Annotated in this window: 14 protein-coding genes; 1 reads left to right on the top strand and 13 read right to left on the bottom strand. The window is 56.1% G+C overall.

All coding sequences use genetic code 11. The features are described from left to right. Window positions 1–14: 14 nt before the first annotated feature. The 4 genes from AC2FFB_RS00685 to AC2FFB_RS00670 form a co-directional block, all read right to left on the bottom strand. Window positions 15–284, bottom strand: a complete 270-nt coding sequence (locus AC2FFB_RS00685; RefSeq protein ID WP_271946490.1) for a DksA/TraR family C4-type zinc finger protein — start codon at window positions 282–284, stop codon at window positions 15–17. A 59-nt stretch (window positions 285–343) separates the two neighbouring features. After that, on the bottom strand, window positions 344–1,321 hold the full coding sequence (locus AC2FFB_RS00680) for a Gfo/Idh/MocA family protein (protein WP_496874480.1): 978 nt from the start codon (window positions 1,319–1,321) through the stop codon (window positions 344–346). 130 nt (window positions 1,322–1,451) lie between these two features. Continuing rightward, window positions 1,452–2,348, bottom strand: a complete 897-nt coding sequence (rpoH, locus tag AC2FFB_RS00675) for an RNA polymerase sigma factor RpoH (RefSeq protein WP_142634432.1) — start codon at window positions 2,346–2,348, stop codon at window positions 1,452–1,454. Between the two features lie 145 nt (window positions 2,349–2,493). Further along, window positions 2,494–3,528, bottom strand: a complete 1,035-nt coding sequence (locus AC2FFB_RS00670; RefSeq protein WP_496687596.1) for an RluA family pseudouridine synthase — start codon at window positions 3,526–3,528, stop codon at window positions 2,494–2,496. Here AC2FFB_RS00670 and AC2FFB_RS00665 point away from each other — a divergent pair. Continuing rightward, a complete protein-coding gene (locus tag AC2FFB_RS00665) occupies window positions 3,527–3,829 on the top strand; it encodes a DUF6476 family protein (RefSeq protein ID WP_496874366.1) in 303 nt (100 codons plus the stop codon). The genes AC2FFB_RS00670 and AC2FFB_RS00665 overlap by 2 nt on opposite strands. Before the next feature lie 2 nt (window positions 3,830–3,831). Here AC2FFB_RS00665 and AC2FFB_RS00660 read toward each other — a convergent pair whose 3' ends face one another. The 9 genes from AC2FFB_RS00660 to AC2FFB_RS00620 form a co-directional block, all read right to left on the bottom strand. Beyond that, window positions 3,832–4,794, bottom strand: coding sequence for a hypothetical protein (locus AC2FFB_RS00660; RefSeq protein ID WP_496874365.1), 963 nt, complete (start codon window positions 4,792–4,794; stop codon window positions 3,832–3,834). A gap of 47 nt (window positions 4,795–4,841) precedes the next feature. Continuing rightward, a complete protein-coding gene (locus AC2FFB_RS00655; RefSeq protein ID WP_271946483.1) occupies window positions 4,842–5,840 on the bottom strand; it encodes a glycosyltransferase family 2 protein in 999 nt (332 codons plus the stop codon). Window positions 5,841–5,946: 106 nt separating this feature from the next. Continuing rightward, a complete protein-coding gene (locus AC2FFB_RS00650; RefSeq protein ID WP_496874364.1) occupies window positions 5,947–7,965 on the bottom strand; it encodes a hypothetical protein in 2,019 nt (672 codons plus the stop codon). Next, window positions 7,962–8,897, bottom strand: a complete 936-nt coding sequence (locus tag AC2FFB_RS00645) for a hypothetical protein (protein ID WP_496687585.1) — start codon at window positions 8,895–8,897, stop codon at window positions 7,962–7,964. The genes AC2FFB_RS00650 and AC2FFB_RS00645 overlap by 4 nt, the downstream gene beginning before the upstream one ends. Window positions 8,898–8,902: 5 nt before the next feature. Further along, a complete protein-coding gene (locus AC2FFB_RS00640) occupies window positions 8,903–9,886 on the bottom strand; it encodes a glycosyltransferase family 2 protein (protein ID WP_496687582.1) in 984 nt (327 codons plus the stop codon). Window positions 9,887–10,152: 266 nt separating this feature from the next. After that, entirely contained in the window at window positions 10,153–10,935 is a 783-nt protein-coding gene (locus AC2FFB_RS00635) for a dimethylarginine dimethylaminohydrolase family protein (protein WP_281972275.1), read from the bottom strand. Between the two features lie 18 nt (window positions 10,936–10,953). Beyond that, window positions 10,954–12,549, bottom strand: a complete 1,596-nt coding sequence (locus AC2FFB_RS00630) for a 5-guanidino-2-oxopentanoate decarboxylase (protein WP_496693293.1) — start codon at window positions 12,547–12,549, stop codon at window positions 10,954–10,956. After that, a complete protein-coding gene (locus AC2FFB_RS00625) occupies window positions 12,546–13,733 on the bottom strand; it encodes a pyridoxal phosphate-dependent aminotransferase (protein WP_496874363.1) in 1,188 nt (395 codons plus the stop codon). The genes AC2FFB_RS00630 and AC2FFB_RS00625 overlap by 4 nt, the downstream gene beginning before the upstream one ends. Continuing rightward, window positions 13,730–14,380 (bottom strand): TetR/AcrR family transcriptional regulator, encoded by a 651-nt coding sequence (locus tag AC2FFB_RS00620; protein WP_281994769.1) that lies wholly within the window; start codon window positions 14,378–14,380, stop codon window positions 13,730–13,732. Before AC2FFB_RS00620 ends, AC2FFB_RS00625 begins: the two co-directional genes overlap by 4 nt. Window positions 14,381–14,393 lie beyond the last annotated feature (13 nt).

Raw genomic sequence — 14,393 nt, 5'->3', positions numbered from 1 at the left:
CAAACATAATAAACTCACCTCAACTGACTGTCCTTCGACCCGCGCCGGTTGATACCGCCGCGCATTTTGTGCGCCCCGTCACGTTCTTGCTGGCACTCGAGGCACAGTTTCACGCCCGGCAGTGCTGTGCGGCGGTTTTCTGGGATTGGTTCTTCGCATTCGGCACAATGGGTCAGGCTTTCGCCTACGGGCCGTTTCTGGGCCTGCATTCGGGCCAACTCATCCGAAATGGATGCCTCGATCTGTTCGCTTACTGCGCCGTCGCGCGCCCAGCCACCTGCCATCGGGATGCCTCCTGTTAAGGTGTTAGCCGATTTTGCGGCGATTCAAGAAGCGTGGCAAGTCATGGCAGCGCCACTGCATTCTCCAGCACACGGTCAATCACTTCCTGCGTGCCGCGTGAAAACTCAAGCGGGCACGGATATTCGGCACCCTCACGGACCGACCGACAAAAAGCTTCGACCTGCAGCTTATAGTGATCGTCCGCGGGGAAACGTGTGACCTGTATTTCCAGGCCGGGGCGGTGCAATTCGACACGCGCCTCTCCGAACACACGCGGATTGAACGGCGCAGTCAGCCGGATCATGCCGCGGTCGCCATGAAACACCATCTCTTGATGCGGATGCATTCGGATCGAGACATAGCTGGAATAGGTGAAATCCGGGAACTGAGCGCGAATCTCGGTAAAAGCGTCGACCCCATCCTCCCACCGGATGGCGGATTCGACCTGAACAGGCTCCTGCCCGGTGACAAAGCGCGCGCTGCCAATCACATAGACGCCAATATCACGCAGCCCACCTCCGCCGGTCTCAGCCCGGTTGCGAATGTTTGCCGTATCCGCCCGGCTGTCAAAGCTGAACGCACCCGTCACATGGGCCAAATTCCCGATCGCCTTGTCGGCGATCAGCTTGCGTACAAACTTCCATTGAGGGTGTTGGACGATCATATAAGCCTCGGCCGCCAACAATCCGGTCTCATCCCGTTTGTTGATCAATGGGGCAAATTCGGACACGGTCATAGCCATCGGCTTTTCACACAGCACATGTTTACCGGCGTCCAGTGCCTTAAGGCTCCATTCGACATGCAAATGGTTGGGCAGCGGGATGTAAACGGCCTCAATCTGTGGGTCGTTCAGCAACGCATCATAACTGTCATAAACCGTCAAATCCGGGCAAAAGGCCTGAAACGGTTCGGCTTTGGCGGGATCGGACGTCGCAAGGCCTGCCAGACGCGCGCCCTCAGCTGCGTGGATTGCAGGGGCCATATATTGCCGCGCGAATTTCGCCGCTCCCAATACACCCCAATTCACCGGATTCTGCATCATGGACACCCCCTATGGCTTTGATCCGGTCTGTTGTAATCGCCCTCAGTCCGAGTGTCATTAGCGCTAACACAAATAGAAAACCCGGCGCGACCAATGTCGCACCGGGCCCGTTCAAATAACGAAGAGGTCAGGCTGTGGCCAGCATCCCTTTTTCGCGGGCAAGCTCACGCATCTTCTTCTGAAGTTTCTCAAAAGCGCGGACTTCAATCTGGCGAATGCGTTCGCGACTGACATTATACTGCGTACTCAGCTCTTCCAGTGTGACGGCCTGATCCATCAGGCGGCGTTGGGTCAGAATGTCTTTTTCCCGGTCATTCAAAACTTCAAGAGCAGCCGCCAACAGCTCGCGGCGGGCGTCGAGCTCATCGCGGGCCTCATAATCGCCCGCCTGATCGGCATCCTCGTCCTCAAGCCAGTCCTGCCATTGCATGGTGCCTTCGCCCTCGGACCCGACGGTCGCATTCAGAGAGGCGTCGCCACCGGACATCCGGCGGTTCATGCTGATCACTTCTGCTTCGGTCACACCAAGGTCATTTGCGATCCGGGCCACGTTTTCCGGACGTAGGTCGCCCTCTTCAAGCGCACCGATGCGTGCCTTTGCTTTGCGCAAGTTGAAAAACAGCTTTTTCTGCGCCGAGGTTGTACCCAGTTTGACCAAAGACCATGACCGCAGAATGTATTCCTGAATCGAGGCGCGAATCCACCACATGGCATAGGTCGCCAGCCGGAATCCTTTTTCCGGGTCAAACCGTTTCACGGCCTGCATAAGACCGACATTGGCCTCGGAGATCACTTCGGCCTGTGGCAGCCCATAACCGCGATAACCCATAGCGATCTTGGCCGCCAACCGTAGGTGGGAAGTCACCATTTTATGTGCAGCTTCAGTATCTTGCTTCTCAACCCAGCTTTTGGCCAGCATGTATTCTTCTTCTGGCTCCAGCAGGGGAAACTTCCGAATTTCCTGCATATAGCGGTTCAGCCCGCCTTCCGGCGTCGGCGCGGGGAGATTTGCGTAATTGGCCATGTTTCTTGTCCCTCCGACAAATGTTTAAGTCGTTAACATGGATATGGGAGGTCGTCCCGATCCGTTCAAGAGGTACCGTTAACAGTTTGAAATTAACGTTTGATAAAGGAAACCTAAGAAAACGTTATTCACGTAACTTTGCTTATTATGTCAGCGGTGTGCGCAGCTGTTCAATCAGATTTTCCATATCATCCGGCAACACAGCCTCGAAGCGAAGGTTTTCACCCGATATCGGGTGCTCAAAACCCAAAACCGCAGCATGAAGCGCCTGACGAGGAAAGTCTCGTACGGCCTCTGCGGCAGCCGCGCTAAAGGCTTTGGCTGCGAGTTTCCGCTTGCCCCCATAAACCGGATCACCGACCAGACCATGACCGGCATGGGTCATGTGAACCCGAATCTGGTGTGTGCGGCCTGTTTCCAGCCAGCATTCGATCAGAGCCAGCCCCTGCGGCGCCCCAAACGTTTCGACCAGGCGGGCGCGCGTGACAGCGTGGCGACCACCGTGAAACAGCACAGCCTGTCGTTGCCGGTCTGTCTTGTGACGGGCCAGCTGAGTGGTGATCCGCATGATGTTTCCGGGCTCAAAGCTGACACCTTTGACGCCGCGCAACCGGGGATCATTGGCATCCGGGACACCGTAACAGATGGCGCGATAATAGCGTTCGACACTATGCGCCTCGAACTGCGCGGCAAGCCCGTGATGGGCCGCGTCGGATTTGGCCACCACCAGCAACCCGCTGGTTTCCTTGTCGATACGATGCACGATGCCGGGGCGCTTTACGCCGCCTACGCCAGACAGGTCATCACCGCAGTGATGCAGCAACGCATTGACCAATGTCCCGTTCGGAGAGCCGGGCGCAGGATGCACGACCATACCCGCAGGTTTATTGACCACGATCAGGTCGGTATCCTCGAATACGACCTCCAGCGGGATGTCTTCCGGGCCGATATGGCTGTCTTCGGCCTCGGCCACAGTGATCGCCACCACTGCGCCTTCGACCACCTTGGCCTTGGGGTCGCGGGCGGCGGTTCCGTTGATCATCACGGCCCCCTCTTCGATTAACTTCCCCAATCGGGTCCGCGACAGGCTTTCCCCCGCTGGCACATCCCGGGAAAGCGCCTTATCAAGGCGGGGCGGCGGATCGGCCGCGATTTGAAACTCAATCTGGCGAGTGCCCATGACTGTCCCTTCCGAACCCCAAGAACCGCAGGAAACGCCGCAGCTTCGCCTGCTGCGGAGAATGGTCATGCTGCTGACCGCGGTGATGATTGGCGGGGTTCTAGTGACATTCGCACTGATTGTCATCCGGCTATCGGACCGGACCCCTACCCTGCCCGATCAGATTGAGTTGCCCGTTGGCGCAAAAGCGCAGGCGGTCACCATTGGAAACAACTGGTTTGCAGTTGTGACTGATGACAATCGCATCCTGATCTTTGACAAAACCACTGGCCGGCAGCGCCAGGAAATTACCGTCGAATAAGGTCAACCCTCTAGCGCCATGCGAAACACGATCTCGGATGCCTGGCGCAGCGCCTGATATTCCGCGGCTGTGTCCCGGCGAAACGACTGATCATGCATGCTCAACCTGACAGGGGCAAAAAGCTGCGTCCGGTCGGGAAAGAACTCTTGATGAAAACTCACATCTTCATTTGCCACAAACGCGTCCAGCCAGGCGCGTTCATCCGGTTCAAGCACATCATTCTTACGCATCATCACGGGATCATCGACAGCCCGACGTCGCAACTGGCGACTTTTCTTGCGTCCCATGGCCCTTGTGACCACACCAAACGCCTCACACGCGGCCCTTGAATGCGAAGGATTGGACGATGTTTCGGTCTTGCTGCCCAAGGGCAGTTGGACGCCGATGCGATCCAGAAAATCATCGACAATGTTGCCATTGACCATTTCAGAGCGCTCATACAGCATAGGCACCAACGAGACGCCCGGAAAAGCTGACCTTATCCGAGCCGCAGCGCTGGCAAAGCTGAAACGCTCAGGATGCGCACGTATCTCGTCCAGCTGGGTACGAATATATTCAGAGCCGCCCCCGGCAAGCCTGCCGTTCTTTGCCCTTTGTTTATAGTCGGCTTCGAAAAAGTCAGAATATCTACGGCAGTAGAAAGCAATCCTCATCTCACGCGCGGGGATCTCAGCGAAAATCTCGGCCAGTTTGTGCAGATCGACTGAGTACAACATCTCAGACGATACCAAGCATGCCTTATCCTCATGCTCAGCATATTCCCTTGCCATCGCTTCGCGCAGGGCGGTGACCGGCTGATCGGTTTGGTTCATGTGGAAGGCAATCAGGTTATGACTGCTGGCCAGACGCCCCTGCCCCTCGGTTCGCCTGCGGCCCGTTTCCATATAGTGTAATCCGGCCCCAGCCATCACTTGACCGTTTTTGCGAACAAACCCCTGTAACGCGGTCGACCCAGTCTTGGGCATTCCTATGTGTAGCCAAAGCATGAAACGTTCCTATTCGCCAAGCGACCTCAGGTCTCGGCCTTGGCTGAGAACCCGGCGGTCATCTGACGCATGAGGTCTTGCATCTCGGGTTGTTCGCGCAACTGGGCAACCTGCTGGCGATGCAGATCGCAGGTCATATGGTGCAGGCGGGCCGTCTCAGCGTCTGAGAGCATTTCGTAGTACAAAGCCCGTTTCCGATCGAGGATTGTGTCGATCGAGGTCTCAGTTTCGGCGTTTTGGTTCATCATGTTCCAATATTCCATCCCAAGGCTTTCCCCCAGATGATGGGCCCGACCACGCATTTTCTTGACCAGATAACTTTCACAGGATTTCAGGGCATAGTGATTGATCTGAACATGCTCGTACCCAACGGAGTCCCGCGCCGATCGCCAACTGGCAGTAAAATACCTTTCGGGCATCGGTTGACCGGATCCGTTGTACCAATGGCATTCTTCCATCGTTTCAACGGTCGGCCTTTTCGGTCGATGGACACCGAGCGCATCCCACAGGCCGCGTTGGAACATGGTCTTAAAGCCCCAAGCTTGCGGCGGTCGAAAAATACGCTCAGGTGCAGCTTGGCGAAACTGATCCGACAGGAAACGGTCCTCGTACCGAACAATGCCGGCGTTTCCGAATAGACGCCAAGTCATTGAAATCGTTTTTGCATCCGGCATGGCACCTGTCAGCGCACGCAATGTATGGTCGCCGGTTCTGACGTTAATATGTTCATCCGCGTCGATAACGATCACCCAATCCTGTGGACGGGCCACTTCCATTTTCAGAAAGGCGTTATAGGCGCGTTTTTGCGGGCTGGTCTGACGTCTCGAGTTGTTGTCGACATGTGTGACAATGCCAAGGTCATGCAATCGCTGCAGCAAGGCATCTGTACCATCGGTACAGTCATTGGTCATGACCACAATCTGGTCCACACCAATGGCACGATTATGGGCGATCCATTCAAGAACGAATGGTCCTTCGTTCTTCATAGGGGTAACGCTGATATATCGAGGATCCTGTTCGGCCATACCTGACTGCCCTGCTTGTTTTCATTGCCCCGATGGTATCGGAGATTTGTTTAAGATTTTGACCGCAAACTACCGGTATTCAAGCTGGTCACCAAGAGAAATCCGTCTATTTTCCACCTGCACGTTTCAGCTGATTGGAATATCGTTTAAGGGTTGGGCACAGCGCGTGGGCCTTGGAAAGATGAATGCGCGCATTCTGCTTTTCACCTCGTTGCAGATATATCCTGCCGGCCTCGCCTTGGATCGCCGCTGTATTGTCATCCAGTTCCCCAGCCTGAATAATTTGGTTTTGCCCCTGTTCTTCAGCCCCGTTCCTTTCAAGGTACTGCCCCATCGCAAAGACCAGAAATGGGTTTCCCGGATCACAGGCCAACGCATCTGCCATGGCCAGCCTTCCGTTTACAAAATCTCCATCTTTCTCATACAGTTCGGCCAGTCGCTTTAAGTATAACGGGTTATCCGGAAGGCGCTTGGCCACTTTCCGCGCTATATCCAAAGACTGCGCCAAAGATGTATCTCCCAAATGCAAACGCAGCAAAGATTGCACCCCTTCAAAGCGCGGGTCTTCGCGGGAAATGCAAACGTCCTCGGGCAACTGAGTTGAGCTTTCTAGCCCGTCAGCCAAAGTCTGCAAACGGGATCGGTTGGAGGTTAGACGGCGCGCCCTTTGATCTACGGACAGACTAGCCCAATCCAATAGGATCAGGTCGAAATTACAGGGCGGACGACCCAGTACCTTCCTCTGCGCAACGTGCGCATTGTAGTTGAACCAAGGCCTCCGAATAGCCTTCTGCATCACCCAATCCATTGGCGGCATTGCGCGCTGCGCAATCTGTTCACGATACAAAAGCCGAGAGCCAAATATGATGACATCCGGGCGCATTGGTTTTGTCCAAAACGCCCTGCTGAACACCTGCGCAGCCTTCCAGCGTTTCTTCTGCCCTCCAAATATCGCGGCTTGAAGTGCAGTTACCACAGCAAAATCTTCGGGCCAGATATGCGGGTTTTCGAAGGCTGCTTCAGTCATCTCTAACGCTTCGGCCCAACGATTCAGATAAAAGTAATTCAACGCCTGAAGAAGTGGAAGGAATGCATTATCCGAACCTGCATCCATCAACGGCTGCACCAGTTCCAATGCCTCTTCGGCCCGATCTCCCGCGCCCAAACCATGAAGATAAAACGAAGCCTTGGCATAGATATGAGCGGCTTCTGAGAGATTCAGAAATTCTTCTGGACCGCGGTGCAGGCGTGCGATCACTTGTTCGTTGGCGCGTTTGACTTCATCTTCGTTCAAAACATCGCGAAAAACTTTTCCCTGCTGCCCGGAAATCCGCGCTGCTGCCATGGAAAACGCCGAGATAAACGGTGCAATCACCTGATCCGCGCGCGACATGGTATAGAGTTCCAGAAAGTCTCGTTGTGCGCGGGTCAGACTGGAAAGATCCGCGATATCTGACATTTGCATAAGGTGCGGAAACTGCACTTGGAATCGAGCCACAAGCTCGGGCTGATCTGAAAACATGATCGCGGCACACCCTGCGTTTTTTTCAAGATGTGCCGCATACAGTTCTTCCGGTTCGATCTTTGCCGGCCAGGTCGTATGCTTCCACGGCAGACCATTCAGGATGTCGCCACGGCGAATGTGATAGGCCGACACCCCCTTGCCACTTAGTTTGGCATCTGCCTTTTCCATAATGTTCCGGATTTCATCCGTGAACCCGATCTGATGGATGAACTCTCGGTACCGGGGGCGGATCTGCTCGACATCTTCCCATTGAAAGGCCAGAACCTCAAAGCCTTCCTCGACGACAACAGAGCGGCCGGAATTCAGATGGGATATCAGCCGATCCGGTGTCGCATCGCCCTGAAACGACCAAATCGGCAGGGCGTTCTCGCCTAGAGCATCAAAGGATTCGGTGCTCAGGAAATGCTCATCCATCCACTCTTGTGAGAACAATTCTTGCGGCTGGTCCAGCTCTGGCGCATCCGCACCTTTGGGAAACCAGTTGACCCGATAGCTGGTGTCAAAATCCTCGGCCAACCGGATGCAGGTCAGCATCATCAGCAACCGGGCACCCATCCGGTCTTTGCGCTGGCCGATAAAGACCCCCTTTTCGGGCTTCATGAGGCTGCTTCGGCCAAGGCTGCGCGCCGCAGCCGTCGGAACCTCTGCCTTGCTTGCGTAACAAGCTGTGGGTGACGTTCGCCGCCAATCGCCTCGATCCCGCGCATATACAAAGGCAGTCGCCGCCGTGCCCGCATCATCCGGTAATAGGCCTGGGGTTCCAGTGTGCCGTCCATCGCCTCGAGCATAACCGGCTTCAGTATATCCAATTTGCGCAGCATCGGGGCCGCGAAATGGTTTGAAAACCATGTCTTCAGCAGCACGACATTATCGCCTTTCAATCGCGTCACCTGCTGGCGATCAAGATCAAAAAAGGGATCATAGAAAACGTAGGCTATCCCCACATTTTCAACGGTTTGCGCGGCATCGCTAAAGGGAAGATCCCAGTCTTGCACCTGCCCGAACCGATACCGGGTCTCCCACGGGACCAGCCGTTCATCCAGCGTTGTCTGCGGATTGAAAGCGATGACATTGGCGCCGGGAACAAGGGCCGAGAATGTCAGCGCTCCAAATCCGCCCATCGAAGCGCCCGCAAACACAACCTGATCAAACTGTGCAAAAAAACCCTGATCCGCTTGGGTCTGAAAATACGAGATGATCTCGGGATCGCGGTACCAAGCTTTGGTCCGCGCAAATATCCCCATATGGGACCAGCCTTCGTCACGGAAGAACTTCCAGCCCCAGGGTTCGCGGGAAAAAGACAGGTCGTTGGCATTGGCAATGTTGTCAAAGCTGACCACAAGCCGGGACGCAGACCTTTGGTGAAACAAAACCGAGTGTCTGTTCAGCTTTTGCAGAAACCCGGTCCCGTCCCCACCTGGATACAGCTCGACAAACCAAGGGGGCGCAGGGTCTGTCAGAATCCGTTCATACCCCGTCTTACGATCGGGGTGATCAGGCTTGAGCTGCTCTTTTGAAAGGTCTTCTGCCATGGTGATCAGACCAGATTTTCCGCAAGCCAGAGGCGGAAATCCACCCAGTCAGGCCGCAACTTGATCTCTGATATCTTGGTGCGATGCCAGTCACATGCCTGCGCGTGCAGGCGGCCGAGTTCTTCATCGGCTTTCAGTTCGGCCAGCAGTGGGGCCGCGCGATGCGCTGCTGGCAGTATCGAGTGATCTGTTTCTTTGTTGGCATTCATGTCCTGCCAATAGGCTTGCCCTTGGTCTACGCGGATATGATTGGTCCGGCCCCGATCCCTTTTGACCAGAAACCCATCCAAAGACCGGACGGAATAGTGATGAATCCGCCCCAGCGAATGATCAAATTTCCTCCATGCGCGCCACCCGACCTTCTCGGACGGAAACAGCCTGCCACCTGCATCGGACCAAGCGATTTCGCTTTCTTTCCCTTCTTCGACCCCTTTCGGGCGATGCGGGCCGAACCGCGTAAATTTTCCGTTGTTACGAAACAGGGTTTTCAGACCATAGGCCCGGCCGGAATGATACGGGAATTCCTGATCCCCCATCGAAAAGGACTCGGTCACAGGTTTGTCTTCAAAGCTGATATTCCCCGAACTACCAAACAATTTCCACGCGAATGAGATCGCATCCACCGGCTTTCCGGCCCGCTGTTCGGTTTCTGCGATCAGCGCCGCAAAGCTGTTGTCACCGCAGCGGATGTTCCAGAATTCATCAACATCCAGACACATCAGCCAGTCGGCCTCTTTCACTTTGGGCTGACGCCGCGCGCGCCGTAGCATCTGATGCTGCGGGTTTCCCCCTTCTTTGACCTCGTTCGGGACATGTGTGGCAAGACCCAATTCCTGCAGCCTGCGGGCAATGGCATCCGTGCCGTCTTCACAGCTATTGGTGAAGATCACAAAGTGATCGACTCCCAGTGTTTTGTGGAATGCTACCCATTCCAGCATATAGGGGCCTTCGTTCTTCATCGTCGTGAATACGGTGAGCGCCTGAGACATGTATTTCCTGCCATAACTTCTTTGCCCAAGTCATACACAACCCGGCAAGCACGAGCGAGATGGGATTTGGGTGCAAAAGAAATACTGCGCGAAACTGGTGCAAAGCTACACCCACTGGATAGGGATCATACTATTTCGAATGAATATCCAAGCGGTTGAAGCGGCTAACCTTAATCACGCCAAAATGCGCCCACTCTTTCTTTGGTTGCAGCAGGACGCATTTGGCTGGTTCAAGGTTAGTCGGTTCTGAATCGTCGTGAATCAGGTCAGAATCTCAGCGACAGACATGACATTCCGCCATCCAGTTTGGCGCATTCCACATTGTCGATTTCAACCACATCATAGCCGTTCTGGCGCAACATCTCGGTGGTACGCGGGAAGCCGGCCGGAGCCAGGACAAATTGGTTGAACCGGATCGAGTTTGCAGCGGCTTCTTCGCCTTCTGCCACATGCAGAACCCGATATCCTTCGAAGCACCCGGATGCGTCCAGCCGTTTCGTGGACAGGATGGTTTCCCCATCCAGCAACGAACAATCCGTTTTGAAGTGCAACACGCCCGGTGGTGTAAAAACCTCGCGTACGGTGTGGCCCCAGTCGGAAACGATTTCGGTCAGCTCTGCGACACCGGCCGCATCGGTCCGATCTGACCGGCCAACCAGAATTTCGCGACCCGTTACCAGAATGTCCCCGCCTTCAATATGGCCGGGCCCAGCGATCTGCCGAACCTCGTCATAAACGCCGCGGATTGTCGGCTCCATCTCGGCCACCTCACCCATGCGGCTGGGTGCACCGGGGCGCATCATCACCGCACCCTGAGGAAGACACAGTGTGGTATCTTCGACAAAGACGGCATCCGGATACGTCTCAAGGGGAGCCAGTTCGATAACCTCTGCTCCGGTTTTCTTGAGGGTTTCGACATAGTGCGCATGAGATGCAAGCATTCGGTCTAGGTCCGGCGTACCGATATCTTCTGCACGCAGACCATCGGTGATGGACGCTGCTGGGCGACGGGTGATCGCGCGCGAGAATTCATAGGTCGGGTCAGTCATTTTCGGTCTCACTTTTCATCAAGAGTGTGATTGGTTGGGCGCGCGGATTTCAACAAGCCGCGGGCCATCTTGGGATTGTGCAGACAACAAAGCTTGGGCCACGTCCAACGGGTCGGGGCCAGTGCGCCAGAACGGCATGCCGCAAGATCGGGCGACGCTTTCAAAATCCGGCGGGGTCGGATCACATCCCAGCACGGTCACGCCGACCGCCTGCATTGATGTGGCGATTTCCTGATAGCCGTGGTTGTTCCAGATCACGAAGGTGATCGGCAGTTTTTCATCAACGGCGCACATCAGCTCAGGAAGGCTGAACTGCGCCCCGCCGTCGCCTGCGATACAAATGACCGGAGCGTCAGGGTCCGCCAACGCAGCGCCGATCGCGGCGGGTATGCCATATCCAAGCGCTCCGAACCCGGTCGCGGCGTTGAACCACCCGCCGGGCCGATCATGATCGTAGTACAGGTTTCCTGCATAGATCGGATAAGCAGAATCGCCCACCATGATCGCGTTAGGGACTGCATCGCGCATGGCGTTCAGCACAGCCAGTAACGCCTGCATTTCCGGCCCGATTTCTTCGACCGCGTTCCGCCGCGAGGTAGCCGCGCGCGCGGCACCGTTTGCCGACTTGGGCGATGCGGCAAACCGATCCACAAGCTCGGCCGCTGCCATCGCCGCATCACCAACAATGGCAATGTCCGCCGCGTGGCGCTTCAGCTGATCGGGGCATAGGTCCACACGGATCAGGTATGGCATTTCAGCCATCGTGCCGGTGGCGTACATATCGTAGTCCGTCTGGCCCAGCTCAGTCCCCAAAGCCAGAACCACGTCGGCCTGTTCGATCAAAGCACGCACTGAATTCAGGCTCGGGCTTGCTGGTACACTCAACGGGTGATCGTACATCAACCCGCGCGCATTCACGGTTTGAACAACCGGCGCATCCAGCGCTTCGGCCAGCTGCCGGATCGACCTGCCGGCGCTGCGCCCACCTCCGCCGACCAGAATGACCGGCGCTTTTGCCGACCCCAGTAGCTTGGCAGCACGGTCAAGAAGCGCCGGATCAAGAGACTTATCGACGGGACCTTTCGCAGCATCGGTCGGACCAGCAAACTCGTCCCCCGCAACGTCTAGCGGGATTTCGATATGTGTTGGCCCTGGGCGACCGGATTGAAACAGGGCGAAGGCGCGGTCCAACGCGGCTGCTAGTTCAACTGACTTTTCAACTCGGTCCGATGACAGAGCGACTGTTCGCGCCATCGCTCGTTGATCCGGTAACTCATGCAAGTGACCAAGCCCTTTGCCAAGGCTGGACAACGTGTTGACCCCCGACACCACCAGCATCGGAACGCTGTCTGCCCGAGCCTGCCCCATCGCCGTGAGTGTATTGGTCAGACCGGGGCCGGTAATCACAAAGGCCACGCCGGGCTTGCCGGATACCCTGGCATAGCCATCAGCCATGAACCCTGCCCCCTGCTCGTGTCGTGGGGTGACATGGCGAATGCCCGATGCGGCCAGCCCGCGGTACAGTTCGACCGTATGGACGCCGGGGATGCCAAACACGGTATCCACATCGCGCCTGACCAGTTGATCAACCAGCGCCTCACCAATGCTTGTCATGCGTTTTCCAGTTGCAGTTGGGTCGCGTGGGCAACGATCCGGTCACAGGCTTCGGTAAAGATCGCGTCGTCCACCGTCAGCGCGATACGGACCCAGTCATCAACCGTGTCACCGAAAGACGGCCCCGGCATCACCGCGACTTTGCCATATTCGAGCAGATGAAAGGCGTACTCGTTTCCATTCATCCCTGTGGCCGAGACATCAATCATCGCAAACATACCTGCCTGTGGAAGATGCACACGCAGATGTGTCTCGTTCGGCAGCCTGTCTTTCAGCATCCGGGCGCGGCGGGCGTACCGTTGCGCCATGCCTTCAGCCACGGTTGAACCGTTGCGAATAGCCGTCTCGGTCATGTCGGCGATGAAGGGCTGATTTCCAAACAGCATGGTTTCCGACAGCGACAAAAGGCGCGCGGTAAATTCCTCGGGACCAATGCACCAACCGCTGCGGAATCCGGGGGCGGCATGGGATTTTGATATCGAAGAGACGACGATTACCCGATCCGCTAGCTCGGACCGCGACAGGGGTGAGGAAAACACAGATCCGTCAAAGATCAGTTCTTCATAAACCTCATCAGAAATGATCCATAGATCATGCTCGATAGCCAGCTTGCCGATTGCGTCGATGTCTTCGCGTGTCAGGATCGACCCGGTAGGATTATGCGGTGTGGTCAACAATAGCGCAGTGGTCTTCGCGGTAATCCTGTCCGCGATATCATCCGCAGAAATACGAAAACCGTTTTCCGGCCGCAATGGAACCGGCACAATATCCGCACCGCTTGCGCGTACCACACCTTGATAGGTTGCATACATCGGATCGCCCACCAGCACCTCACAACCCGCCTCGGCCACGCCCATCAGGACGGTAAAAAGCGAGGTCTGGGTGCCTGGAAAACACAGCACTTGATTATCCGTGATCGTGCGCCCGGATCTGGCCGAATAACGATCGGCCAGTGCAGAGCGCAGTCCAGCCTCACCACGCCCATTGGAGTAGGTGGTTCGCCCGGCGCGCAAAGCGTCCACAGCGCTTTCCACCAGTTCGGTGGGCGTTGGCACATCCGGCTCGCCAATGGTCAATTCGATGATATCCCGCCCCTGCTCGACAAGTTCTTTGGCCTTGAGATAAACTTCCCATTTGGCGCCACCCAGGCCGGCAAGGCGTTCGGTAATCGCTGTTTTCTTCATGTCTGCCTCTGCTCAAGATCCGTCAATTCAACACCGATAATTGCCCCAACCGAAGCCAGCCCAATCTTGGGCAGCTCATCCGGCTCAAAGGCGTATGGCAGGGCGCCGCCTTCCATCCACAAGCCGTCGACCACGGCGTTGCATGCGATAGCCAACCTGCGCAGTTCCGCCGGGCTGGCTGGTATGCCTACCTCGTTCAGCGCATCTGCAATGAGTGATTCCAAGCGGTCACGAAAATCCCGATATGTCTGTTCGTGGATCGCTTGCATTTTGTCGTCCGCCAGAACTTTGTTCAAAAAGCCCGCCCATAGGGACACTGACCCCGGATCGACCACCGGATGGGTCAGCCCGGTCGTTACAAACGTCGCCAGCCGCAATCTGGCTGTGCTATAATCTCCGTCTGCAGGGGCCGACGTCAAATCCGTCAGTCGCCGCATATGAAAGTCATAAGCTGCTGTAATTAAATCTTCTTTCGAAGAAAAATAGTGCCGGATCAGACCCTGAGTTACACTGGCCCGCTCGGCAATCGCCCGAACGGTCGCACCTTGCAAACCTTGCTCAGCTATCAAAGACAGCGTGGCCTGGATCAACGCCTCTTTGCGCTGCTCCGCGGGTTCTCGCTTGAATTTTGTTGCGTGATCCGACATCTATCTTTCCAGA

This window comes from Ruegeria sp. YTSA219, from assembly GCF_059609985.1.
This window is presented reverse-complemented; position numbering and strand designations above follow the sequence as displayed.